The organism is Microbacterium sp. EST19A (genome assembly GCF_019969685.1).
In the GTDB taxonomy this organism is placed as follows: domain Bacteria; phylum Actinomycetota; class Actinomycetes; order Actinomycetales; family Microbacteriaceae; genus Microbacterium.
Genome location: NZ_JAHXYZ010000001.1, coordinates 1,101,860 through 1,124,385, shown reverse-complemented (window position 1 = coordinate 1,124,385; position 22,526 = coordinate 1,101,860). Strand labels below are relative to the sequence as shown.

General features: G+C 69.3%; 23 protein-coding genes. 8 read left to right on the top strand and 15 right to left on the bottom strand.

The window, feature by feature from the left end:
• Positions 1–170: 170 nt before the first annotated feature.
• Together LC452_RS05560 and LC452_RS05555 are read right to left on the bottom strand one after the other, a co-directional pair.
• Entirely contained in the window at positions 171–980 is an 810-nt protein-coding gene (locus tag LC452_RS05560; protein WP_263293783.1) for an alpha/beta hydrolase, read from the bottom strand.
• Between the two features lie 79 nt (positions 981–1,059).
• Complete coding sequence (locus tag LC452_RS05555; RefSeq protein WP_223623031.1) at positions 1,060–1,656, bottom strand: hypothetical protein; 597 nt, start codon at positions 1,654–1,656, stop codon at positions 1,060–1,062.
• A 101-nt stretch (positions 1,657–1,757) separates the two neighbouring features.
• Between LC452_RS05555 and LC452_RS05550 the strand changes: the two genes are divergently transcribed.
• The gene (locus LC452_RS05550; RefSeq protein WP_223623030.1) at positions 1,758–2,045 is read left to right on the top strand and encodes a type II toxin-antitoxin system Phd/YefM family antitoxin; all 288 of its coding nucleotides are present in this window, start codon (positions 1,758–1,760) and stop codon (positions 2,043–2,045) included.
• A complete protein-coding gene (locus tag LC452_RS05545; protein ID WP_223623029.1) occupies positions 2,042–2,464 on the top strand; it encodes a PIN domain-containing protein in 423 nt (140 codons plus the stop codon). The genes LC452_RS05550 and LC452_RS05545 overlap by 4 nt, the downstream gene beginning before the upstream one ends.
• Positions 2,465–2,623: 159 nt before the next feature.
• Here LC452_RS05545 and LC452_RS05540 read toward each other — a convergent pair whose 3' ends face one another.
• Together LC452_RS05540 and LC452_RS05535 are read right to left on the bottom strand one after the other, a co-directional pair.
• Positions 2,624–4,075: a catalase gene (locus LC452_RS05540; RefSeq protein ID WP_223623028.1), complete on the bottom strand. Its 1,452-nt coding sequence runs from the start codon at positions 4,073–4,075 to the stop codon at positions 2,624–2,626.
• 68 nt (positions 4,076–4,143) lie between these two features.
• Positions 4,144–4,566 carry a Fur family transcriptional regulator gene (locus tag LC452_RS05535; RefSeq protein ID WP_223623027.1) on the bottom strand — a complete coding sequence of 141 codons (423 nt, stop codon included), beginning with the start codon at positions 4,564–4,566 and terminating at the stop codon, positions 4,144–4,146.
• A 96-nt stretch (positions 4,567–4,662) separates the two neighbouring features.
• Here LC452_RS05535 and LC452_RS05530 point away from each other — a divergent pair, with 96 nt between their 5' ends.
• Entirely contained in the window at positions 4,663–5,043 is a 381-nt protein-coding gene (locus tag LC452_RS05530; RefSeq protein ID WP_223623026.1) for a DUF5684 domain-containing protein, read from the top strand.
• 66 nt (positions 5,044–5,109) lie between these two features.
• On the opposite strand, the gene LC452_RS05525 is transcribed toward LC452_RS05530, so the two are convergent.
• The 10 genes from LC452_RS05525 to LC452_RS05480 all read right to left on the bottom strand — a co-directional run bounded on the left by LC452_RS05525 (position 5,110) and on the right by LC452_RS05480 (position 16,269).
• Positions 5,110–5,766 (bottom strand): histidine phosphatase family protein, encoded by a 657-nt coding sequence (locus LC452_RS05525; RefSeq protein WP_223623025.1) that lies wholly within the window; start codon positions 5,764–5,766, stop codon positions 5,110–5,112.
• Positions 5,767–5,797: 31 nt separating this feature from the next.
• Complete coding sequence (locus tag LC452_RS05520) at positions 5,798–7,828, bottom strand: hypothetical protein (protein ID WP_223623024.1); 2,031 nt, start codon at positions 7,826–7,828, stop codon at positions 5,798–5,800.
• A gap of 184 nt (positions 7,829–8,012) precedes the next feature.
• On the bottom strand, positions 8,013–8,996 hold the full coding sequence (locus tag LC452_RS05515; RefSeq protein WP_223623023.1) for a glycoside hydrolase family 130 protein: 984 nt from the start codon (positions 8,994–8,996) through the stop codon (positions 8,013–8,015).
• Between the two features lie 30 nt (positions 8,997–9,026).
• Positions 9,027–9,869, bottom strand: coding sequence for a carbohydrate ABC transporter permease (locus LC452_RS05510; RefSeq protein ID WP_136055827.1), 843 nt, complete (start codon positions 9,867–9,869; stop codon positions 9,027–9,029).
• A complete protein-coding gene (locus LC452_RS05505; protein WP_136055828.1) occupies positions 9,866–10,762 on the bottom strand; it encodes a carbohydrate ABC transporter permease in 897 nt (298 codons plus the stop codon). Before LC452_RS05505 ends, LC452_RS05510 begins: the two co-directional genes overlap by 4 nt.
• A gap of 4 nt (positions 10,763–10,766) precedes the next feature.
• Positions 10,767–12,038, bottom strand: a complete 1,272-nt coding sequence (locus LC452_RS05500) for an extracellular solute-binding protein (protein ID WP_223623022.1) — start codon at positions 12,036–12,038, stop codon at positions 10,767–10,769.
• Positions 12,035–13,081, bottom strand: a complete 1,047-nt coding sequence (locus LC452_RS05495; RefSeq protein ID WP_223623021.1) for a LacI family DNA-binding transcriptional regulator — start codon at positions 13,079–13,081, stop codon at positions 12,035–12,037. The genes LC452_RS05500 and LC452_RS05495 overlap by 4 nt, the downstream gene beginning before the upstream one ends.
• A 98-nt stretch (positions 13,082–13,179) precedes the next feature.
• Positions 13,180–14,148, bottom strand: coding sequence for a squalene cyclase (locus LC452_RS05490; protein ID WP_223623020.1), 969 nt, complete (start codon positions 14,146–14,148; stop codon positions 13,180–13,182).
• 40 nt (positions 14,149–14,188) lie between these two features.
• Positions 14,189–15,115 carry a DnaJ domain-containing protein gene (locus tag LC452_RS05485; RefSeq protein ID WP_223623019.1) on the bottom strand — a complete coding sequence of 309 codons (927 nt, stop codon included), beginning with the start codon at positions 15,113–15,115 and terminating at the stop codon, positions 14,189–14,191.
• Positions 15,116–15,282: 167 nt separating this feature from the next.
• Positions 15,283–16,269, bottom strand: coding sequence for an aldo/keto reductase (locus LC452_RS05480; RefSeq protein WP_223623018.1), 987 nt, complete (start codon positions 16,267–16,269; stop codon positions 15,283–15,285).
• Between the two features lie 161 nt (positions 16,270–16,430).
• Here LC452_RS05480 and LC452_RS05475 point away from each other — a divergent pair, with 161 nt between their 5' ends.
• From LC452_RS05475 to LC452_RS05465, 3 genes are all read left to right on the top strand, one after another.
• Positions 16,431–17,696 (top strand): sensor histidine kinase, encoded by a 1,266-nt coding sequence (locus tag LC452_RS05475; protein ID WP_223623017.1) that lies wholly within the window; start codon positions 16,431–16,433, stop codon positions 17,694–17,696.
• On the top strand, positions 17,693–18,316 hold the full coding sequence (locus tag LC452_RS05470; RefSeq protein ID WP_223623016.1) for a response regulator transcription factor: 624 nt from the start codon (positions 17,693–17,695) through the stop codon (positions 18,314–18,316). The genes LC452_RS05475 and LC452_RS05470 overlap by 4 nt, the downstream gene beginning before the upstream one ends.
• Positions 18,317–18,419: 103 nt before the next feature.
• Entirely contained in the window at positions 18,420–18,869 is a 450-nt protein-coding gene (locus LC452_RS05465) for a DUF2871 domain-containing protein (RefSeq protein ID WP_223623015.1), read from the top strand.
• Here the strand turns inward: LC452_RS05465 and cycA are convergent.
• Positions 18,866–20,329, bottom strand: coding sequence for a D-serine/D-alanine/glycine transporter (cycA, locus tag LC452_RS05460; protein WP_223623014.1), 1,464 nt, complete (start codon positions 20,327–20,329; stop codon positions 18,866–18,868). The genes LC452_RS05465 and cycA overlap by 4 nt on opposite strands.
• A 144-nt stretch (positions 20,330–20,473) precedes the next feature.
• On the opposite strand from cycA, the gene LC452_RS05455 reads away from it, so the two are divergent.
• Together LC452_RS05455 and LC452_RS05450 are read left to right on the top strand one after the other, a co-directional pair.
• Positions 20,474–21,973, top strand: a complete 1,500-nt coding sequence (locus tag LC452_RS05455) for an MATE family efflux transporter (RefSeq protein ID WP_223623013.1) — start codon at positions 20,474–20,476, stop codon at positions 21,971–21,973.
• A gap of 154 nt (positions 21,974–22,127) precedes the next feature.
• On the top strand, positions 22,128–22,526 hold the full coding sequence (locus tag LC452_RS05450; protein WP_223623012.1) for a hypothetical protein: 399 nt from the start codon (positions 22,128–22,130) through the stop codon (positions 22,524–22,526).

Sequence of the window (22,526 nt, the reverse complement as noted above, 5' to 3'; positions counted from 1 at the left end):
CTCCGTCTCCTGAGACGGAGGGCCTTCGTCATGTCCCGGCCTCGTCGGCGGCAACGCTGCACCGTGTGGGGAGGAGATCTCCGCGTGGGGAGGAGCGGATGCTGCGCATCCTCAGCCCATGAGTGCGATCTCAGCCCGAAGCTGCGCGGCCAGAAGAAGTCGGCGCCGGCTCAGCCCTCCGCGAGGAAAGCCAGCGCGGCCTCTTTGAAGTCCCGCGAGCCGGGGGCGTTGAAGTGGTTGCGGTTCGGGATCTCGAAGAAGCGCCCGTCGTGGGCCGCGGATGCCAGGGCCCGAGAGCCCTCGATGATCGCGTCCTTCGACCCGGTCGCGAACAGGATCGGCCGGGTCGGCGCATCCGCCGGGTCGGGGTCGATAGTGCCCGACGCCCGCATTCCTTCGGCGAGGGCCACCAGCGCCTGCAGGTCATTACCCGGCACCCGTTCGGTGAGCGCGATGTAGTTCTGCGTGGTCTGGTCGGCGACCGGGGTCCCGTCGGCGATGTAGGCGCGCACCTGGTCGAGATTCAGGCGGGCCAGCGGGATGCCGTCGGGCACACCTCCGAGCACCGCGCGGCCGATGCGGTGCGGCAGGTCGCGCACGACCTCCCAGCCGACACGGGCGCCGAGGGAGTACCCGACGTAGAACGCGTCATCGACGAGGTAGGCGTCCATGACGGACTCGACGTCGGTCACGAGGGTGCGGATGCCGTAGTCGCCGGGCTCGTGCGGCTTCGCACTGTGCCCGTGGCCGCGCTGGTCGAGGGCGAGCACCCGGTACCCCGAGCGCGTCAACTCGCGCACCCAGCCAGTGAGCACCCAGTTGTCGCGCGCGTTCGACGCGAAGCCGTGCACCACGACGACGACCGGAGCGTCGAGGTCGCCCCAGGTGTACGTCGCGAGGCGGGTGCCGTCGCCCGCGTACACCTGCTGCGGTTCGGGCATGCTGGTCAGATCGGAGAGAGGGACGGCCACGGCATCCATTCTGGCCCCACCGGTAGGGTCGGGGCGTGAAGCGAGGGAGCTGTTGTTCGCGACCGTGACCGGTTGACCTGCACCGCCTTCAGCCGGATTCGGCGGCCCCCGCCGTCACGGAGGCGAGTTCCGCCGCGCTGAGCGACGAGTGCAGCGGAAGCGTCGGTCGTAGGGCCGCGAGGATGCTCTCGGCCGACGACCCGCTGAACACGTAGACCGGCCCATTCGCGCCGACGTAGGTCTCGTCGTGCCAGCCGATCGCCCCGGATCCGAGGGCGGCCTGTAGGGCGATGGTCACACCGGTCAGGTCCTCGGATGCCGCGTCGCGGAGGTGCGTGCGGAGCAGTACGAACTCGGTCGAGCCGACCGGATGCTTCTGCCCGTCGACCGCGACCCACGAGCCGCGCGCGATGCCGTTGCTCTCGAGCACGCCGAGGAGCTCGATGGTCACGCGCTCGATGTCGGCCGCCGTCACGGTGAGCTCGATGTCTGCTGCCACGGGCTCGCCCTCGGCCGAAAGCGCGGTACCGCCGCCGTGAATCACCGCGGACGCGTCGAGCTGGGGCAGCAGGGTCCCGACGATTCCGACCTCCTGCGCGTGCCGCACACGCGGCGACATCGGCTGTGCGAAATGGATCGTGACCGCGTGGCTGGAGCGCTTTCGTCTGCGAGAGAACAGAGGCATTCCGCCACGGTACTGCGCGGGATTCCGACCGGAGGCGGCATACCGGTATGCCGTCTGAAGTCCTCGAAGTACAAGGATGTACAAGAGCGTACAATCCATCTATGTCGATCATCTCCGCAAGCGCCGCTCGCCAGAGCCTGCCGACGCAGCTCGACCGCGTCGAGGCGGGTGAAGAGGTCTCGATAACGCGGCACGGTCGGGTGGTCGCGGTGCTCGTCCGGCCAGACGTGCTGGCCGCACGAAGGGCGACGGCGGCCTGGAGAGCAGCCGACCAGATCGAGACCCTTCTCACCCGAGCCCGCGACGAACCTCTGAAGCCGCCGGCGATGACCATCGAGCGCGCGGATGAGCTCATCGAATCCGTTCGCTCAGATCGAGCCGCGCGGTGATCACGGCCTTCGATGCCGATGTGCTGATCTACGCGGCGGTCGACGGGCATCCCCTCGGCGCGCGTGTCGCCGCTCTCCTCGAGGCGGGATCGACAGAACTCGCGGCTGTGCATGCCGTCGGCTCCCTGCTCCTACTGACAGAGGTGCTCGCGAAGCCGCTGCGCGACGATCCGGACTCCGAAGAGGCGGCAGCGCTTCTCAGCCTGCTCAGTCGGCTCGATCTCCGGCCGCTCGATGCGGCGACGGGACGGCTGGCTCTGGCGCTTGCGGTCGCCTACGGGCTTCGCGCCGCGGATGCCGCACACCTGGCGACCGCCGTCGCGGCCGGAGCCGATCGCTTCCTCACGAACAACCGCAAAGACTTCCCGAAGACCATCGCCGAGATCGACATCGTCTACCCGGACGAGCTGGCCGGCTGAGCATCCCGGGCCGAGCACGACGAAGGAGATCTCACGTTATGAAGGGACATCCGTGGGATGCGGTCCTGCAGAACGTGAGATCTCCTTCATGTCGTGCGGAGAGAACAGCGGATGCTGTGCGGCAGGGCCGAACCCCGCCGCACAGCATCCTCAGTCGATTCAGACGATACGGCGCAGCGCCTCGCCGAGCGCGGCATCCACGTTCGTCCAGTACTGGAAGAAGTTCTCGCGGATGACGTCGACCGTGATCCCGCGACCCTGACCGGTGAGGGTCTCGAGGAAGCGGGCGCGCTGCTCGTCGTCGAAGACCGTGCGATACAGGGTGCCGGCCTGACCGAAGTCGTCGTCGTCGATGTGCAGGGTCGCGGCGGCGCGCATGAGATCGCCGTCGGTCTCCCAGCTCGCCTCGACGCCGGCCTGCGGGTCGGCCTCGGGCCCACCCGGTGCGCCGTAGGAGTTCGGCGTGTAGGTGCGGTGCGCGGCGTCGTTGGACTGGTACCGCATCTGGCCCTCGTGCATGTAGTTGCGCACCTCGGCCGCGTGCGGCTGGTTGACCGGCAGCTGGTTGTAGTTCGCGCCGATGCGGTACCGCTGGGCGTCGGAGTACGCGAACACCCGGGCCATGAGCATCTTGTCGGGCGAGATGCCGGTGCCGGGAACCTGGTTGCCCGGCGAGAACGCCGCCTGCTCGATCTCGGCGAAGAAGTTCTGCGGGTTGCGGTTCAGCGTGAAGGTGCCGACCTTGATGCGCGGGTAGTCCTTCTTCGACCACGTCTTGGTGAGGTCGAACGGGTTGAAGCGGTACTCCTTCGCCTCCTCGTAGGGCATGACCTGCACGTAGACGTCCCACGAGGGGTGCTCGCCGCGCGTGATCGCGTCGAAGAGGTCGCGGCGGTAGAAGTCGGCATCCGATCCGGCCAGCTGCTCGGCCTCGGCCGCACCCATCGCCTCGACGCCCTGCTGGGAGAGGAAGTGGTACTGCACCCAGAAGCGCTCACCGGCGGCGTTGACCCACTGATAGGTGTGCGAGCCGTAGCCGTTCATGTGCCGCCAGCTGCGGGGCAGGCCGCGGTCGCCCATCAGGTAGGTGACCTGGTGCGCGGTCTCGGGGGAGAGGGTCCAGAAGTCCCACTGCATGTCGGCGTCGCGCAGGCCCGAGTCGCCGAGACGCTTCTGCGAGTGGATGAAGTCGGGGAACTTCATCGCGTCGCGCAGGAAGAAGGTGGGGGTGTTGTTGCCGACGATGTCGAGGTTGCCCTCGGTCGTGTAGAAGCGCAGCGAGAAGCCGCGCACATCGCGCCAGGTGTCGGGGGATCCCTGCTCGCCGGCGACCGACGAGAAGCGGATCAGCGTCTCGCTCGTGGCGCCGGGCTGGAACGCGGCCGCCCGCGTGTACGCCGAGACGTCTTCGGTCACCACGAACTCGCCGAACGCGCCGCCGCCCTTGGCGTGCGGGTTGCGCTCCGGCACGCGCTCCCGGTTGAACGAGGCGAGCTTCTCGACGAGGTAGCGGTCGTGCAGGACGGTGGGGCCGTCGGCGCCGACGGTGAGCGAGTGGGCGTCGCTCGGGGCCGGCGTGCCGGTCTGGGTGGTGGTGGCAGGTTTCGTCATGGTTCTTCTCCTTCTCGGCGCAGGCGCGACGAATACCCCTGCCCGGGTGGGCAGGCGGACGCGTCTCGCTACTGCGCGGCGTTCTGGCAGCTGGGGCAGAGGCCCCAGAAGGTGACTTCGGCTGTCTGGACGGTGAAACCCCCGGCCGAGGACGGGGTGAGGCACGGCGCCTCGCCGACGACGCAGTCCACATCGCCGACCGCACCGCATCGGGTGCAGACGACATGGTGATGGTTGTCGCCGATGCGCCGCTCATAGAGGGCTGCGGAGCCTGCCGGTTCGATCCGGCGGATGAGTCCCGCCGTCGTCAGGTCCGCGAGGATGTTGTGCACCGACTGGATCGACGTCGTCGGGAGCACGTCGCACACCGCGCGGTAGAGCCGCTCGGCATCCGAATGGGCCATGGAGTCCAGCGCCTCGAGAACGGCGACGCGGCCCGCGGTCGCCCTCAGTCCGGCGTCGCGAAGCGCCGAGTCGAGTGCTGTCTCCATGTCCTCGACCCTACACGTCTTTTGAATCATTCAAAAGAAGGATGCTGGTATATCGGAGCTAGCCTCCCAGCAAACTTTCAGGTATATGTATCAGCTATGGACTCCATCACCACTCAGACCGACCTGACCGCGCTTTACGGCGTCTCCGGCGTCATCAGCTTCATCATCTACATCATCCTCGCGATCGCCCTCTGGAAGGTCTTCGCCAAGGCCGGTGAGCCCGGATGGCTCGCGATCATCCCGATCGTGAACGTCTTCGTGCTCGTCAAGATCGCCGGCTTCTCGATGTGGCTGGGACTGCTCTACCTCATCCCCATCGTCAACATCATCATGCACATCATCGTCGCCCTGCGCGTGGGCAAGGCCTTCGGCAAGGACACGGTGTTCTCCGTCTTCCTGCTGTGGCTGCTCTCGATCATCGGATACCTCATCCTCGGCTTCGGCTCCGCGACCTACGACCGCTCGCGCATCGCCTGAGTCCACTCACCCGCCGGACGAAGACCCCCGCAGCCGACAGCTGCGGGGGTCTTCTGCGTGCCGGGGTCAGGACTCCGACGGGGCCAGAGGCAGCTCGCGGCCGTAGTTCCACGAGAGGATGGCCGGCTGCTCGCGGTAGTAGCTGAGAACCGACACCGATCCCGCGTCCAAGCTGATCTGCGCGCCGAATCGCGGAGCCTGCCGCAGGAACACGGCCGTCAGGATGCGCAGGAAATGGCCGTGCGCGACCAGCGCCACATCTCCGTCGACCAGGGCGGGGAGCACGCGCGTCAGCACTCGTGAGGCCCGCGCGGCCACTTCCTCCACCGTCTCTCCCGGGGTCTTGCCCCGGATGACGCCGTGGGTGAAGGCGCTCCAGTCGTAGCCGAGCTCCGCGCGGATGTCCTTCGTGCTGCGGCCTTCGTATCCGCCGTAATCCCACTCGACGAGAAGCGGATCCACGTCGGCGTGGAGCCCCGCGAGCTCTGCGGTGCGCCGGGCGCGCTGCAGCGGCGAGGTCAGCACGAGCGAGAAGTCGTAGTCGGCGACCAGTTCGCCGGCACCCCGGGCGAGATCCTCGCCGCGAGGTGTCAGCGGGACATCCGTCAATCCGGTGTGCAGCCCCGCTCTCGACCACTCCGTCTCGCCGTGGCGCAGGAGCACGAGCTTCCCGGTGGGGTTGTCGGGGGCGGGGCGGTCGGGCAGCGGATCGATCGTGGGCACACTGTCAGGCTGTCACGATCAGCGGAGCCTGTCACGCCCGCGTGATGGTGAACCCTTCGCCGCGCACGCGCACTTTCCCGCCCTGCACGGCCTGGCCGCGCGACGAGCCGTCGGCGTCGTACGACCGACCGGAACCGGGCGCGAGCGCCGCGACCCGCTCGTCGTGCCGGGCGCCGTTGGCGTAGAGCACGGCCGACCCCGACGTCGTCGCGTAGACCGCGTTCACGACCTTCGGCTGGATCACCAGGGCATCGAGCCGCACGTCGCCGCGACTCGTGCAGCGCACGGTCACCGCGGCATCCGGAAGATCGCCGCCGAGCAGCTGGGGCACCAGCATCCCGTCCGCCTCGGTCAGGCCGCGGTCGCCCGTGCCGCCGGCCGGAGTCTTCGTGCTCCAGAGCTTGCGTCGACCCTTGAACACCTCCCACACCGCGTCGCCGACCTCCGCCGCCTGCCGCCAGACGAGACCGTGCAGGATGCCGCCGGCCTCGGTCACGTCGAATTCGGCCCACTCCCCGCGGGCCAGGCGCACGAAGGAGGCGCCGGAAAGGTTGCCCTCGCCGATCCAGGCGCCGGTGTCGGGAGTCTCGACGACCGCGCCGGGCGAGAGTCGCGCGGTCTCGGCCTCGAGCACGCGCAGCCCCGAGAACGAGCGCAGCCCGGTGATCGAGGTCGCCAGCTCGGCGATCCCCCGGTCGGCGTCGAGCAGCTGCATCGTGAGCAGTCCGTGGATCGTCGACTCGGCGCCGGAATTCCGGTTCACGCGTCCGTCGGTCTCCACGCCGTCGAAGGTGACGCCGGTGGCCGGGTCGTACACCGGGAGGCCGGCGGTGTTCGCGCCGAAGAACCAGCCGGCGGCGAGGCCGGCGAGCACGCGGTGGCCTTCGCCGCCCGCGGCGACCGCGCCCGCGACGCGACCGTGCGCACCGTAGGCGATCTGCGCCTCGGCGGGGAGGGGCGCCCACGCGTTGTGCGGACCACCGGAGGCGAGCACCTGCGGCGTGAAGCGTCCGGCATCCGCCAGGGCGGCGGCGGTCCAGTCGCGTCGGCGCAACACGGCGCCACCACGCGCCAGCGCCTCCGGAGCGGCGGCGCCCCACGCGTGCCAGAACCCGAGCGAGCCCGTCCACGGCAGGACCGCGCCGAACGGCCAGCCCTTCGACGGGTCCGCGGCCATCGCGACCACCCCTTCGCCGTAGGTCTGCAGCGCCTTGCGGCTGCGGCCGTCGCCGGCTTCGGACGCGGCTGCGAGGCCGAGCATGGCCTCGGCCGTGGCATCCGCTCCTCCGGCGATCAGCCATGCCGGCAGCTTCCGGCCGTCGCTCTTCACCCACTGCCCCGCACGTGACAGCGACTCGCGGCCGAGGGCGTCGAGGCACAGGTGCAGGCGGGCGAGCAGGAAGGCCGCGAAGTCGGCGTCGACATCGCGGAAGGCGGCATAGCCCTCACCGAACGCCCACACCGAACGGGCGAGCCAGTACGACTCGGCCGAGTCTGACGGATCGGGCAGCTCGACGGGGATCGCGCTGGGGTTCAGTGTGCCGTCCTCCTGCTGCCACAGCACCACGCGACCGGCGTTCGGCCCGGTGGTCGTCTGCAGGAACGCGAGCGATCGCAGCACGTCGCGCGCTTCGTCGGCGGTCTGCGCGTCGCCGGTCGCCTTCCAATCGCGCAGGAACACGATCGCCGCGCGCGCGATGTCGTCGGCGTTGTACGCGCCCTGCGTCCAGTACCCGGTGACCGCGTCGCGCGTGCCGCCGCCGACCGGACGATAGCCGCCGGCCCCGTCGGTGTCGGCATAGGTCCAGGGCGCGCGGACGATCGGCCGCACGTCGATGCCGTAGGTCGTGTGGGCGTCGCTCGGCGTCACCGGCACCTCCGCGAGGAGGAACCGCAGGTGCGCGAGATTCGTCAGCCGAGGTCGGCGTGCGGCCTCCAGCGGGAGCGCACCCGCGACGCCGGGCGCGGCGTGCGCCGAGCCGAAGGCGGCATCCGTCGGGAGGAGGGCGAGAGCGGATGCCGTCGCCGCGAGTGTCAGGAATGAGCGTCGTGAGGTGTCCATGTCGTCACTTCTTCGTGCTGTCAGTGGATCGGGGGGTGGTCGGATGGGGTCTAGGGGCGACGAATCGCGGAGCGGATGACGAATCGCGGAGAAAACGACGGGGATTCCTCCGCGATCCGTCCTGGTCTCCGTGATTCGTCGGGATTGGGGGTGGAGTCCGGGGCCCACAGTCGGGCCCCGGAGATCAGGCGGTCTCGGAGTCGCGCAGCGCGCGGCCCCACGGCTCGGCCGGGTCGTGGATCGCGACGGCGAGCGTCGTGTCGGATTGTCCGTAGTACGCGAACCACTTGTCCTGGAACTTCACGAGCCCTTCCACGAAGGTGACGTTCGAGACCAGGCCGTGCATGTCCTCGAAGGTCTGCGGCCGCAGCCACGGCTCCTGCAGACGCGCGATGACTTTCGTCGGCTCATCCGGGTCGATCGCGATCTGCCCGCAGCGGTAGTCGACGTCGACCGAGCCGTCGTCGTGCACGACGCGGGTGGCGCCGTTCGTGAGGAAGAGCAGCAGCCCGTTGTCGGTGACGACGGGCGACGTGCCGATCTCGACGAGTGCCTCGTCCCAGGTGCCAGGAGTCGGCGAGTACATCGGCTCGGTGTCGGCCGTGCCGGGGGTCCAGTGGATCAGGTCGTCGCTGGTGGCCCAGTAGATCGCCCCCTCGCCGAAGTACATCCACCACTTTCCGTGCATCTGCTGCGGCACGATGACCCCGGCCTTCGACCAGTTGAACCCGCGGGGATCCATGGTCTTGAAGGTGTCGAAGTCGTCGAACAGCGGACCGTGCTTGGTCCAGGTGCGCAGGTCGGTCGAGGTCGCGAGGCACAGCTGCGCGCTGCGGCGGTCCCAGCCCGTGTAGGTGAGGTAATAGGTGCCGTCGATCAGCGCGATGCGCGGGTCTTCGCAGCCGTAGGTCTCGTAGTCCTCGGAGGGCGAGAGGATCGGCGCATCCTCTCGGGTGAACGTCACGCCGTCCTTCGATCGGGCCAGGCCGATGTGGGAGATGATGTCGTCGGCGTGCGCCCGGTAGAGCAGCACGACCTCGTCGCCGTCGACGATCGCCGCCGGGTTGTAGAGGTTCGCCGATTCCCAGCTGTCGCCGCGGGGACGCAGGATGGGGTTGCCCTCGAAGGGGGTGAACGGACCGAGGGGGAAGGAGGCTCCGGAGAACATGGATGCCCTTTCTGGGTTGACGGCTTCTGGTCAGCCCTTGACGGCCGCGCCGAGGTCGGTGGCGCGGAAGAACCGTTGGAAGACGATGAACAGGATGACGACGGGGAAGGCCAGCGCGGTCGCGCCGGCGAGGATCGCTCCGTTCGGGTTCGCGGTGGACTGCGCCACGTTCGAGATGTAGTTCGCGAGGGAGACGGCGAGCGGCTGCAGCGTCGCATCCTTCGTGATGAGGAACGGCCAGAGGAACTCGTTCCAGGGGCCGATGAACGTGACGAGCACGACCGTGACCAGCACGGGCCGGATGAGCGGGATCGCGACCGAAGTCAGCAGACGGATCTCGCCGGCCCCGTCGATGCGCGCCGCCTCGAAGATCTCCACGGGCAGCGCCTTGAAGAACTGCACGAAGATGAACACCGCGGTCGTGTTGATGAGGAACGGCAGGATCATGCCCATGTACGAATCGCCGAGCCCGTAGCTGCGGGTGATCTGCACGTAGAGCGGGATCATCAGCAGCTGGAACGGCACCATCTGCACGAGCAGCATGAGCACCCAGACGACACCGCGTCCGCGGAAATCGAGACGGGCGATCGCGTAGCCGGCGAGCAGTCCGAAGACCACGGTGCCGAGCAGCACGCCTGCCGTGAAGATCAGCGAGTTCAGCAGCGAGCCCGCCAGGTCGATCCGCGAGTCGATCGCGATGAAGTTGTCGACGGTCCACCCGCTCGTCGGGAAGAGCTCGTTCGGCGCATTCGTCGGACTCTCCTGGAACGCCCCGACGATCATGAAGTAGAACGGGAAGGCGAATCCGATCGCCGCCACCGTGAGCAGGACGATGCTCAGGATGCGTGGGGCCTTGCTTCTGCGTTTCATCATCGCTCCCTGGTCGCGCGGTTCGCCGCCAGCGACAGCATCCCGACGAGGATCACGAGGATCATGCCGATGGCCGCCGCGGTGTCAGGGTTCTGCTGCTGGATGCCCAGCTGGTAGATGAGCAGCACGGGTGTGGAGGAGGCTCCGTCGGGACCGCCGCCGTTGGTGAGCAGGTACGGCTCGGTGAAGAGGTTGGCGCCGGTGATGATCGAGAGGATCAGCACGAGCGTGGTGGCGCTGCGCACGCCGGGGACGGTGACGTGCAGGAAACGCTTGAACGCGCCGGCTCCGTCGGTCTCCGCGGATTCGTAGAGTTCCTTCGGCACGTTCTGCAGCGCCGCGAGATACAGCAGGATGTAGAAGCCCAACTGCTTCCACGTCACGTACAGCGCGATCATCGGCATCGCGAGCCCGCTGTTGACGAGCCAGGACGGATCGGGGGCGAGCGGGCCGAGGATCGTGTTGATCAGACCATTGCCCGAGAAGAGCAGCATCCACACGCCGACGAGCGAGACGCTCGCCGTCAGGTACGGCACGTAGAAGGCCACCCGGTAAGCGGCCACCCATCGGATGCCGGTGTTCAGAGCCGCTGCGAGCACGAGAGACAGCACCGCGGTCAGCGGCACGTTGATCACCAGGAACACGAGCGTGTTGCGGAACGAGCCGAGCACGCGCGGATCGGTGAGCACCGTGACGAAGTTCTCGAAACCCACGAACGGACGGTCGGGCTCCGTTCCCGGTGCGGTGAAGAAGTAGTCGTGGAAGGCGATGTAGACAGCGAACGCGAGCGGATACGCGAAGATCGCGATCACGAACACGAAGTACGGCAGCGCGAACAGGCCGCCGATCGGTTGCGCACCCAGCCATCGGGTGCGCAACCGCCGGTTGTCGGTCATCAGATCACTCGGCGACGAGTTCGTCGATCTTGGACGAGGCGTTCTTCAGGAAGTCGTCGATCGAGTCCTTGCCGAAGATCACCGCGGGGGAGTACGCGTCGCGGAACGCCTGCCAGGCCTCGACCGAGTTCGGGATGCTGGGCACATCGGCGGTCGCCTCGGCCTGCTCGGCGAACGAGACGTAGTTCGGGTTCGCCTCGAAGTAGTCCGCGAAGGTGCCCGTCAGGTCGGTGCGCATCGGCATCTGGCCGGTCGCCTCGAGCAATGCCCCGTCGTTCTCGACGGTGGTGGAGAACTTCAGGAACTCCCACGCGGTGCCCTGGTTCTCGCACGCCGTGAACATCGACACGCTCTTGGAGTCGGCGAAGGTGACCGGGTTCTCGCGGCCGTCGCTCGTCGGCACGGGCATGAAGCCCACGTCGACGGTTTCGGCGTAGGACGGGATGGCCCACGGGCCGGCGAGCTGCATCGCGGTCGTGCCCGAAGACATGGCGTCGTCGGTCGCGGCCTCGTTCGGCGCCAGCTTGTCCTTGTAGATCGTGGCCCAGAACTCGGCGACCTCGCGGCCGGCATCCGAATCGATCGTGGCCTTGCCGTCTTCGACGAGCATGGTGCCGTCGGTCTCGGCGAGGTACAGCGGGTAGTAGTCGAACCACGGCTGGTAGAACTCGCTGGTCGGGGCCGGCCAGATCGCGCTCTGCACGCCCGAGTCGACGATCTTCTGCGAGCCCTCGAGGAACGCGTCGTACGTGTTCATCTGCGGGTTCTCGGGGTCGATGCCCGCGGCCTCGAACAGTGCCTTGTTGTACATGACCATGACGGGGTTCGACTTCCACGGCAGCTGGTAGTAGCTGCCGTCGCTGGAGTACGACTCGACGTCGCCGCCGCGCTCGGTGATGTAGTCGCTGCCGCCCTCGATCTTGCTGAGGTCGACGAGACCGCCCTGCTTGACCCAGCCGGAGACCGCGGCGGGCGCCACGTTGTAGACCAGGCACGGGGCGGTGCCGGCGGTGATCGCGGCGGTGATGGCCTCTTCCGACGAAGAGCCGGCGGGGATCTCCTGCGCGGTCACCTTCTCGTCGGGGTGATCGGCGTTCCAGGCCTCGACGACGGCCTTGCCCCATTCGACCTCCTGCTCGTTGTTCGAGAGCCAGATGTCGATCGGGCCGGTGCCGGAGGCGTCGCCTTCACCGCCGCCCCCTCCACCTCCGGCGGAGCAGCCGGTGGCGACGAGTGCGACAGCGCCGATGAGTGCGATGGCACGGATCTTCTTCATGGTGTCCTCCTCGACACAGTGGGTATGTCTGATGCGGGTGATGCGGATGCCGACGACGCAGTGCTCTCGCGGAAGTGCACGACGTTGCAGTCGACGATCTCGGTGCGCGGGTGCCCACCGAGGATGACTTCCCGCAGGATGCGGGCTGCGGCGCGACCGCGCGCCGCCGGGTCCGACGAGACGCTCGTCAGCGCCGGAGAGAGGTGGGCCGACAGATGGTCGTCGTCGAAGCCGGAGATCGCGAGATCCTGCGGGATCGAGAGTCCCTGCGAGCGGGCGTACGAGAGGCCGGCGATCGCCATCGTGTCGTTCGAGTACAGGATGGCGGTGGGGCGTTCGGGCAGCGCGAGCAGCTCTTCGGTGAGATCGCGTCCGCTGGCGGCGGTGAAGTCGCCCTCGCGGAGCAGCTCGTCGTCGCCCGTCGCTTCGATGTAGGCGTCGGCGCGGGCACGGGAGTGCACGTAGTCGAGAGGGCCGGAGACGTGGGCGATGCGCTCGTGCCCGGCGGCGCGGAGGTGGGAGATGATCTCGCGCATCGGGGCGGCGTCGTCGGTGCGGACGCAGGAGAACTCGGTCGCCTGGTCGTAGGCGCCGACCAGGACCGTGGGGAGTCCGAGCTCGTCGAGCAGCGGGACGCGCCAGTCGTCGGTGCGGAGGTCGAGCAGGAGGGCGCCGTCGGCGCGGCCGTGACTGAGCGTGCGATACGCGCGTTCCTCGGCGTCGCGGCCCGGGACGACCTGGAGCAGCAGGGCTGTCTCGGTCTCAGCGAGCACCGACTCGACGCCGGCGATGAAGGCCGGGAAGAACGAGTCGTTCGCGATGACCTCGGGATCACGGGCCAGCACCACGGCGACCGCGTTGGCGCGGCGGGTGGCGAGTGCCCTGGCGCTCTGGCTCGGCACCCAGTCGAGCTTCGCGGCCGCGGCCAGCACCTTCGACCTGGTCTCCTCGGAGATCGGGCGATTGCCGCTGAGCGCGTGGGAGACGGTGGCCTTGGTCACGCCGGCCTCGCGGGCCACGTCGGCGATCGTCGTGCGGCTCATGCCACCTCCTCGTGGGTTCGCACCGGAGCGCACGCACGGGGCGTTGAACCGGTTTGATCGAGTGTAAACCGGTTTGATTGCGGATGTCAACGAACGCGTCAGGCCGCGGCGTCCCACCAGTCGAGCACGCGGGTGCCGAAGAGCGTGAGCCACCGCGAAGGCTCGCCCTCCGGAGCGTCGACCGGGAACCAGACCCGCCCGGGCAGCAGCTCGCCCTGCAGCCAGGTGCCGTCGGGCTGCCGCGCGGCGCGGACCAGCTCCACCGCATCGGCGAGACGCGGGTCGGGAGGAGTCCCGTCGCGCAGCGACGCCGCGCGGAAGTGGTCGAGTGCGGTCAGCGCGCTGTATCGATAGCGGTGCGGATACGTGAAGTGCGACACGAATCCGCCCACCCGCTCGCCGGTCGACTCCCGGTACAGCAGGTGCCGCCGCAGGAGGTACTCCTCGCCGCCGTGGCGGGCATCCTGCACGGACGTGTCATCGGTCAGCTGCTCGTAGTCGAGCAGTCCGCGCAGCGCGTTGAGCGTCGAATGGAACGACGACCGCGTCGACCGGCCCTCCTCGGCCTCGCAGTTCCAGCCGCCGTCGGCGAGGCGGTGCGTCACGAACCAGCGCGCGAGCTCGCTCATGTCGACCCCGAGCCAGGCGCCGCCGGCGAGGGTGTACGCGTTGATGCACACGTCGACCTCGCCGCCCCAGAAGGGGAGGTCGTCATACTCCCAGTGGCAGTTCGCCGCCAGCTTCTCGACCGTCCCCTCGAGGGCCGCGGCATCCACGCCCCATTCGCGGAGGTCTTTGAGCGACCAGCTGGTCGCGGTCCACGGCTGCCCGGGCGCCTCAGCCTCGGGGGTGCCGAAGAAGTCCGCGGGGAAGTGTGCGCCTCCCGCCCACTGCCCGTCGGCATCCTGTCGAGCGAGCAGCGCCGCGCCGAAGCCCTCGGTCGTCACGCGCGCCCTGGTGGCCTCCCAGACCTCGGGCGGAGCATCCGTCAGATCGCGCTCGACCTGCCAGCGCAAGGAGGGGTCGGAATCGAGCAGCCAGTCGAGCACCGCGGTCGTGAGCGCCATGCCCGCACGCTACCCGGGACCGCCGACCCGGGGAAGGGTCTCAGGCGAAGCGGGTCCGCTGGATCAGCCGGGTGCGGATGTCGAACAGCTCATTGCCGCCGATGACCCGAGACCCCGGCATCCCCTTCCGCAGCAGGAGAGGCAGGGCGCTGCGGCGGACGACGACGACCGGGAGTCCGCGGATGCTGCCGAGCGGGGTGACCGCCTGAGACAGGTCGTCGTCGGGCAGGGCGATGATGGCGCCGCTGAAGCGCACCCGCGCGGTGCGGGCGATGACGTTGATCTGGGCGAGGAGCGTCGTCACGGGCGCCCGGTGCCCCAGGCTCGGACCCGTGATCTCTCCGCGGCGGAATCCGACCACGCCGCCGAAGTCCGCCGACATCACGCCGTAGAGGCCCGACGGGCCGAGCACGATGTGGTCGAGCCGATCCGCGGCATCCGTCGTCTCCGCATCGGATGCCGAGACGGCGACGCCGTGCCACAGGGTGAACCCCATGCCGAGACCGGCGACGGCCTGGGCCGTGCCCTCCTCGGCCAGCGCGTCGGCGAGCAGGCGCTTGAGCTCCCGCGGAGCCGCGCGCACCAGAGCAGGGGCGTAGGGATCGGGCACGTCCTCGCCGGCCCATTCCTGCAGGCGGGTCACGTACCGCGCCCGCCGCCACGCACCGGGCTCGCCGTACGACTTCGGTCGCGGTCGCGTGTCGGTGCGCGTGGTCGGGGCGCGCCATCCGCCCCACTCGGTCTCGACGCCGATGCCGTGGCTGCGGTCGTACGCCGCCCGGCCCTCCGGTGTGCCGACCAGTTCCCACGCACGCTGCACGCGGATGAACACGGCCGCGTCGCCGCCGGTGTCGGGGTGCGTCTGCCGCAGTCGCAGCCGATACGCGCGCCGCAGGTCGTCGTCGGCGCTGGTCGACGCGACGCCGAGCACTTCGTACGCCGACGCCGAGAGCGGACTGTCGAACATCGCGCTCCTTCCGTCGCCGCAGCATCCAGGCTATTGCGTCGGCGGCGCTGCTCCGGTCGCACTTCGTGCCGCTTCGAGAACGGTCGGACGGCAGGAACTGCGACCGGAACGACGGCCGGCGGCAGCAACTGCGACCGGAATCCCGCGAACCGCCCCGTCGACCCCGCTCAGCGGTCGACGAAGCTCATCTGCTGCGGGTTGTACCGGTCGCCGGCGACCCCGACCCGGTCAGCCAGTCGGTCGAGGTCGGCGACCTCGTCGGCCGACAGCGCCACGGCCGTCGCTCCCGCGTTCTCCGCGATCCGCGACGTGCGACGGGTTCCGGGAATCGGCACGATCCACGGCGCGCGGGCGAGCAGCCAGGCCAGGGCGATCTGACCCGGGGTGGAGTCCTTCGCCGCGGCGAGGTCGGCGACCTGTCGCACGAGCGCCTGGTTGGCCGCGCGGTTCTCCTCACTGAAGCGCGGGATGGTTCCGCGGATGTCGCCGTCCGCGAAGGTCGTGTCCTGATCGACCGTGCCGGTGAGGAATCCCTTTCCGAGCGGGCTGAACGGCACGAAGCCGATCCCGAGTTCGCCCAGCACCGGAAGGATGTCGGCTTCGGGATCGCGCGTCCAGAGCGAATACTCGCTCTGGAGGGCGGTGACCGGCTGCACGGCGTGCGCCCGGCGGATGGTGGATGCCGAGGCCTCGGAGAGTCCGAAATGGCGCACCTTGCCTTCGGCGATCAGGTCGGAGACCGTGCCGGCGACGTCTTCGATCGGAACCTCGGGGTCGACGCGGTGCTGGTAGAAGAGGTCGAGCACGTCCGTGCGCAGGCGACGGAGCGACTCCTCGGCGACGCGGCGGATCTGCGCGGGCGTGCTGTCGAGGCCGACGCTGCGACCGTCTTCGATGCGCCAGCCGAACTTCGTGGCGATCACGACGTCGTCGCGGATGGGCTCGAGCGCCTCGCCGACCAGCTCCTCGTTGACGTAGGGGCCGTAGACCTCGGCCGTGTCGAAGAACGTGACGCCGTGATCGGGTGCGGAGCGCAGCACGCCGATCATCTCGGCACGGTCGCCGGGGTTCGGCCCGTAGCTCTGCGACATGCCCATGCAGCCGAGTCCGACCGCCGAGACCTCGAGGCCCTGTCCGAGAGTGCGGAGGTGCATGAGGAGTTCCTTCCTTCGGGAGCGAGGCCGCCGGTGCGACCGTGCGATCGACGTTACGCGCGGTGCTCGTGGCGAGGGAGGGGCTGGCGGAACCCCTCTCTCCCGGGCGGATCGACCGAACGATGGAGGCGCCGGGCGCGGGCCGGGGGAAGAATGTGAGGATGCCGTCCACCGAGCCGTCGCCCCGCCAGCCCGCACGCACGTGGGCGAGCCTGGTCGGGTCGATCCGCATCGGTCAGGCGGTCATCACGGTCGTGCTGCTCGTGATCGGGGCATGGCGTGCGGCGGCCGACGGCGTGCCGCTGCCCTGGGTCCTCGCGCTGTCGCTCGTGTTCCTCGGCTGGTACGGCGGCGGACTGCTGCTCAGCAGACGGACCGCCGATCGGCGGCTGGCGACCTGGTGGCTGCTCGGTCTGACACTCATCTGGCTCGGCGCGGTCGCCGTCTCGCCCGAGTTCGTGTGGCTCGCCTTCCCGCTGTGGCTGCTCGCCGGATTCGTGGTGCGCCTGCCCGGGGCCCTGCTGCTCAGCGCCGCCGTGCTCGCGGTCGTCATCACCGCGCCCCTGGTCCGCACCGGCACGACGAGCTACGCCAACGTGATCGGCCCGCTGGTCGGCGGGGTCTTCGCACTCGGCATCTCGCGCGGCTACCTCGAACTCGTGCGCGACGGGCGCGAGCGTCGGCGGCTGATCGCCTCGCTGGTCGCTACGCAGGAGGAGATGGCCGCGCTGCAGGATGAGCTCGCCCGCACGCAGCGCGAGTCGGGCGCGAGCGCCGAGCGCACCAGGGTCTCGCGCGACATCCACGACACCGTCGCCCAGAGCGTCTCCTCGATCGGGATGCTGGCGCGCTCGGCTCTGGAGACCGACGACCAGGCGCAGAGCACTCGTGCGCTCACGCAGATCGGGGCGCTCGCCGCGGAGGGGCTCGCCGATGCGCGGCGCATCGTGAACGCCCTGATGCCCGCCGAACTCGAGTCGAGTGCGCTCGGCGACGCCCTCGCGCGCATGCTCGAACGCCTGGCCGCGGAGACCGGGATCACGACGACGCTGCACGCGGACGACGACCTGCCCTCGCTCGGCCTCGACGCCGAGGTCGCCCTGCTGCGCACCGCGCAGTCGGCCCTCGCGAATGTCCGCTCGCACGCCGCCGCCACTCGAGTCGTGGTCACCCTCGCCGACGCCGGCGACGCCGTGCGGCTCGACATCGTCGACGACGGGGTCGGTTTCGACGCCACGCACTGGGACGCTCAGGGCGGAGCGGTGGCCCAGGGCGGCGGCTACGGGCTGCGGTCGATGCGTGCGCGGCTGCGCGAGCTCGGCGGGGGACTCGACGTGGAGAGCGCCCTGGGCGACGGCACCGCGCTGTCGGCGCACGTCCCTCTCGGCGGCGCCGCTCCGGCACGGCGATCCGGAGATGACGGATGACCGCCGTGCGCGTGCTGCTCGTCGACGATCACCCCATCGTCCGCGCCGGGGTGCGCTCGCTGTTCGACCGCCGCGACGACGTCGAGGTCGTGGGGGAGGCGGCATCCGGCGAGGAGGCCGTGCTGCTCGCCCGGCACCTGACCCCCGACGTCGTGCTGTGCGACCTGCGGCTGGGCGAGGGCATGGACGGCGTGCAGACGACCGCGGCCCTGCGTGCGCAGCATCCGCCTCCCGCCGTGATCATCCTGACGACCTTCGACCGCGACGCCGAGATCCTCGGAGCGATCGAGGCGGGAGCGGCCGGCTACCTCCTCAAGGACGTGGCGCCCGACGACATCGTGAAGGCCATCCGGCAGGCGGCATCCGGCGGACTGGTGCTCGGGCCGGAGCTCAGCGAGCGGGTCGGGCAGGTGATGCGGGCTCCCCGCGTGCGTCTGACGGAGCGGGAGCAGGAGGTGCTCGCGCTGCTCGACACCGGGGCGTCGAACCGCGAGATCGCGAAGACCCTGTTCGTCACCGAGGCGACCGTGAAGACGCACCTCGTGCACGTGTTCGAGAAGCTCGGCGCCGACAGCCGCGCCCGCGCGATCGCCATCGCCCGGGACACCGGCCTGCTCTGACGTCGACTCGGCTGCGACGCGGCGGCATCCGCATCTCAACCGTTCGATGGATCCCCGGGAGGGACGCTGCGCCGAGGCTGGAAGCGACCCGAAAGGTACACCCATGCGCAGACTCTTCCACGCCGCGTTCGCCTACATGATCGTGGGCGTCGCCTCCGGACTCTTCTACCGAGAGTTCACCAAGATCAACGACTTCCCCGAGGGGGAGGCGACGCAGCTCGGGCTGGTGCACACGCACCTGCTGGTGCTGGGCTTCGTCGTGCTCCTCATCGTCCTCCTCCTGGAGAAGGCGTTCGCCCTGTCGGAGAGCCGCCTCTTCGGCTGGTTCTTCTGGCTCTACAACGCCGGCCTCGTGCTGACCTCGGCGACGCTCGTGTGGCACGGCATCCTGACGGTGCTCGGCCAGGAGTCGTCGAAGATGATCGCCGGCATCGCGGGAACCGGGCACATCCTGCTCACCGCCGGGATGGTGCTGCTGTTCCTCGCGCTGCGCAAGCGCCTCTTCGCCGCGAAGGATGCCGCTCCGGAAGCGGCCGTCCTGGCGCGGGCCTAATCCGCCTCCACGGACTCGTCACGCAGGTACCGGATGTGCGCCTCGTGGCGGGTCAGGTGGTTCTGCGACTTCCGCACGAACAGCCAGGCCACGATCAGCAGCGCGAACCAGATCGGCGTGACGAGCAGGGCGGTCAGGGTGTCGGGCTGGGTGGTCAGCGCCCAGAGGATGAACACGAAGAAGGCGAGCACGACGTAGACCATGACCACGCCGCCCGGCATCCGGAACGTCGACGCGGCGACCTTCTCGGGCCGACGACGACGGTAGGCGAGGTAGCTGCAGAGGAAGATCGTCCACACGAACATGAAGCAGACGGCCGAGACGGTGGTCACCATGTCGAAGGCCGTGCCGATGTCGTCGCCCGCGTAGAGCAGCACCACTCCGGAGAGCAGCAGGATGCACGAGAGGAACAGCGCGTTCTGCGGCACCCGACGCTTCGAGAGCCGCCCGAAGAGCCGCGGGGCGTCACCGTCCTGCGCGAGCCCGAACACCATGCGCGAGGTCGAGTAGATGCCCGAGTTCGCGCTCGACATCGCCGAGGTCAGCACGACCAGGTTCACGACGGTCGCGGCGATGCCGAGCCCGGCCAGGGCGAACATCGCGATGAAGGGGCTCTCACCCGCGACGTACTCGGTCCACGGCGTCACGGCCATCAGCACGACGAGCGCGCCGACGTAGAAGAGCAGGATGCGGATCGGGATCGCGTTGATCGCCTTCGGCAGGTTGCGCTTCGGGTCCTTGGTCTCGGCGGCCGCGGTTCCGACGAGCTCGATGCCGACGAACGCGAACACGGCGATCTGGAAGCCCGCGACGAAGCCCAGGAACCCGTGCGGGAACATGCCGCCGTGATCCCACAGGTTCGCGAAGCTCGCCGTTCCGGCATCGTGCTGGAAGCCCGTGAAGATCATCACGAGACCGGTGACGATGAGCGCGACGATCGCGATGATCTTGATCAGCGCGAACCAGAACTCCATCTCGCCGAACGCCGCGACCGTCGGCAGGTTCAGGGCGAGCAGGATGACGATCACGAGCAGTCCGGGAATCCAGAGCGGGATGCCGGGGATCAAGGCATCCGTGTACCCGGCGATCGCGATGACGTCGGCCACTCCGGTGACCACCCAGCAGAACCAGTAGGTCCAGCCGGTGAAGAAGCCGGCCCAGGGGCCCAGGAGATCGCTCGCGAAGTCGCTGAACGACTTGTACTTGAGGTTCGACAGCAGCAGCTCGCCCATCGCCCGCATGACGAAGAACAGCATGAAGCCGATGATCATGTAGACGAAGATCACCGAGGGGCCGGCGACCGAGATGGTCTTGCCGCTGCCCATGAACAGGCCCGTGCCGATGGCTCCGCCGATCGCGAGCAGCTGGATGTGCCGGTTGCTCAGCGCTCGCCGCAGATGCTGGTCGTCGCCGGCGGGTCCGCCCACCCCGACGGCCCTCTCCGTGTTCTCTTTCGTCACTTTCTTCCTCCGGTGTCCCTCGATGCCGATGCCCCCGGCATCTTCTCGACCGTAGTGGGGGACGGGGTCTTCCGCACCCCCGAATCGATTCGATAAACTGGAGCCTCCCCCGGTCCGTCCCCCAGCTCTGCGAGCCGCTTCTTCATGGCCACTCCCCTCACCACGGGTCGCCCGTGGCGTGTCATCCTCGCCTTCTCCATCCCGCTCCTGATCGGCAACGTCGTCCAGCAGCTCTATCAGTTCGCCGACGCCATCGTCGTGGGTCGGCACCTCGGCGTCACCTCGCTCGCGGCCGTCGGTGCGACCGGCAGCCTGCTGTTCCTGCTGCTCGGCTTCGCCTGGGGCCTCACCAGCGGATTCGCGATCCCGATCGCCCAGGCCTTCGGCGCGCGCGACGACGCGGCGGTGCGGCGCTCGGTCGCGACCGGCGTGCTGCTCACCGGAACCACCAGCGTCGTGCTCACGATCGTGGCGCCGCTCATCGCCGCGCCCGTCCTCGCGCTGCTGCAGACCCCGCCCGAGCTGATGGCCGAGGCGACGGTCTTCACCCAGATCAGCTTCCTCGGTGCCGGCGCGACGATGTTCTTCAACTACCTCTCCGCGATCATCCGCGCGATCGGCGACTCGCGCACGCCGCTGGTGTTCCTGACGGTGTCGTGCGCGCTGAACGTCGGACTCGTCGTGCTCATGGTCGGTCCGCTCGAGTGGGGCGTCGCGGGTGCCGCGCTCGCGACCGTGGTCGCGCAGGCCGTGTCGGTCGCGCTGTGCCTGGAGTTCGTCCGCCGTCGCCTGCCGATGCTGCACCTGCGCCGGATGGACTGGCGGGTCACCCGCGGAGACATCGCCGAGCACCTGCGCCTCGGGCTCCCGATGGGCTTCCAGGCATCGATCATCGCGATCGGCACGCTCACCGTCCAGGTGGCGCTGAACACCATCGGCTCCGATGCGGTCGCCGCGTACACGACCGCGTCACGGGTCGACGGACTGGCGGTGGCGCTGCTCTCGTCTCTCGGTCTCGCCAGCTCGATGTACGCGGCGCAGAACCATGGCGGTCGTCGCCCCGACCGCATCCGCCGCGGCGTGGTCGAGGCCACGTGGATGGCGATCGTCTCGGGTGTCGTCCTCGGCGGTCTGATGATCGCCTTCGGCGCGCCGATGGTGCGGCTCTTCATCGGCGCCGGATCCGACGACGTCGTGGACTACGCCCACCAGATGCTGATCGTCAACGGCTGCGGATACTGGGCTCTCGGCGTGCTCTTCGTGCTGCGCGGTGCCCTCCAGGGGCTCGGCCACACGCTCGTGCCGACGGTGACGGGGGTGATCGAACTCGTGATGCGCGTCGGCGCTGCCATCGTGCTCGGCGCCATGATCGGCTTCACCGGTGTCGCCCTGAGCAACCCCCTCGCCTGGGTCGGCGCGATCGTGCTGCTCGTCCCGGCCTACGTCACAGCACATCGCGCGCTGGCGCGGATGCCGGTCGACCCCGCCGAGGCCACCGAGACGTCGGCGATGGCGATCATCGGTCCGACCGACGGCTCCATGGTCGTCGACGCCGTGATCACGCAGCCGGTTCCCACCATCCGCACGTCCCGTCTGCGGAAGCTCACTCTGCGCAGGCGGCCCTCCGATCGCGCCCGCCGCTGACCCGGCGACGACGATTCTGCGTCCGGAAAGAACGGAACGCGCAGGAAAAAGATCGTTCTTGAGGATGATGCCGCGTCGCACTTGAGACGGATGGCATTCGCCTGACACTCTCATAGTGTCGAAGGAGCGGATATTCCGCTGACGGGGGGTCGTCATGACGACATGGAGGGTGGCCAGCGATCTGGCCTCGGTGATGGTGCCGATCGGAATCGTGGGTGCGGTGCTCGCCGCGATCTGCGCGATCGTGGCGGCGGTGGCGATCGTCCGCGGGGCCGAAGGGCTCAGCGGCGGAGCCGTCGCCGTCTGGATCGTGGGCGCGCTGACGAGCTTCACGGCGTCGTTCGCGAATCAGTGGATGCCGTTGATCGTCGCCTGCTCCGCGCTCGTGGCGATGCTCGTGATCGGCGGGGTCGTCCGGCTGATCGTCGGCGCGACGGCAGACGGGCGAGAGGCGCGACGACAGGCGCGGGAGCGGGAGCCCGTGCCCTCCGTGGTCAAGCCGGCGCCGGCGATGCAGAGCGCGTCGACCGGGGCGATCGCCGTCGTCTCCTGA

Coding starts and splice junctions, on each gene's coding strand:
- LC452_RS05560 (WP_263293783.1), bottom strand. CDS start 980: ATGGATGCCGTGGCCGTCCCTCTCTCCGATCTGACCAGCATGCCCGAA.
- LC452_RS05555 (WP_223623031.1), bottom strand. CDS start 1,656: ATGCCTCTGTTCTCTCGCAGACGAAAGCGCTCCAGCCACGCGGTCACG.
- LC452_RS05550 (WP_223623030.1), top strand. CDS start 1,758: ATGTCGATCATCTCCGCAAGCGCCGCTCGCCAGAGCCTGCCGACGCAG.
- LC452_RS05540 (WP_223623028.1), bottom strand. CDS start 4,075: ATGACGAAACCTGCCACCACCACCCAGACCGGCACGCCGGCCCCGAGC.
- LC452_RS05535 (WP_223623027.1), bottom strand. CDS start 4,566: ATGGAGACAGCACTCGACTCGGCGCTTCGCGACGCCGGACTGAGGGCG.
- LC452_RS05530 (WP_223623026.1), top strand. CDS start 4,663: ATGGACTCCATCACCACTCAGACCGACCTGACCGCGCTTTACGGCGTC.
- LC452_RS05520 (WP_223623024.1), bottom strand. CDS start 7,828: ATGGACACCTCACGACGCTCATTCCTGACACTCGCGGCGACGGCATCC.
- LC452_RS05515 (WP_223623023.1), bottom strand. CDS start 8,996: ATGTTCTCCGGAGCCTCCTTCCCCCTCGGTCCGTTCACCCCCTTCGAG.
- LC452_RS05510 (WP_136055827.1), bottom strand. CDS start 9,869: ATGATGAAACGCAGAAGCAAGGCCCCACGCATCCTGAGCATCGTCCTG.
- LC452_RS05505 (WP_136055828.1), bottom strand. CDS start 10,762: ATGACCGACAACCGGCGGTTGCGCACCCGATGGCTGGGTGCGCAACCG.
- LC452_RS05500 (WP_223623022.1), bottom strand. CDS start 12,038: ATGAAGAAGATCCGTGCCATCGCACTCATCGGCGCTGTCGCACTCGTC.
- LC452_RS05495 (WP_223623021.1), bottom strand. CDS start 13,081: ATGAGCCGCACGACGATCGCCGACGTGGCCCGCGAGGCCGGCGTGACC.
- LC452_RS05490 (WP_223623020.1), bottom strand. CDS start 14,148: ATGGCGCTCACGACCGCGGTGCTCGACTGGCTGCTCGATTCCGACCCC.
- LC452_RS05485 (WP_223623019.1), bottom strand. CDS start 15,115: ATGTTCGACAGTCCGCTCTCGGCGTCGGCGTACGAAGTGCTCGGCGTC.
- LC452_RS05480 (WP_223623018.1), bottom strand. CDS start 16,269: ATGCACCTCCGCACTCTCGGACAGGGCCTCGAGGTCTCGGCGGTCGGA.
- LC452_RS05475 (WP_223623017.1), top strand. CDS start 16,431: ATGCCGTCCACCGAGCCGTCGCCCCGCCAGCCCGCACGCACGTGGGCG.
- LC452_RS05470 (WP_223623016.1), top strand. CDS start 17,693: ATGACCGCCGTGCGCGTGCTGCTCGTCGACGATCACCCCATCGTCCGC.
- LC452_RS05465 (WP_223623015.1), top strand. CDS start 18,420: ATGCGCAGACTCTTCCACGCCGCGTTCGCCTACATGATCGTGGGCGTC.
- LC452_RS05455 (WP_223623013.1), top strand. CDS start 20,474: ATGGCCACTCCCCTCACCACGGGTCGCCCGTGGCGTGTCATCCTCGCC.
- LC452_RS05450 (WP_223623012.1), top strand. CDS start 22,128: ATGACGACATGGAGGGTGGCCAGCGATCTGGCCTCGGTGATGGTGCCG.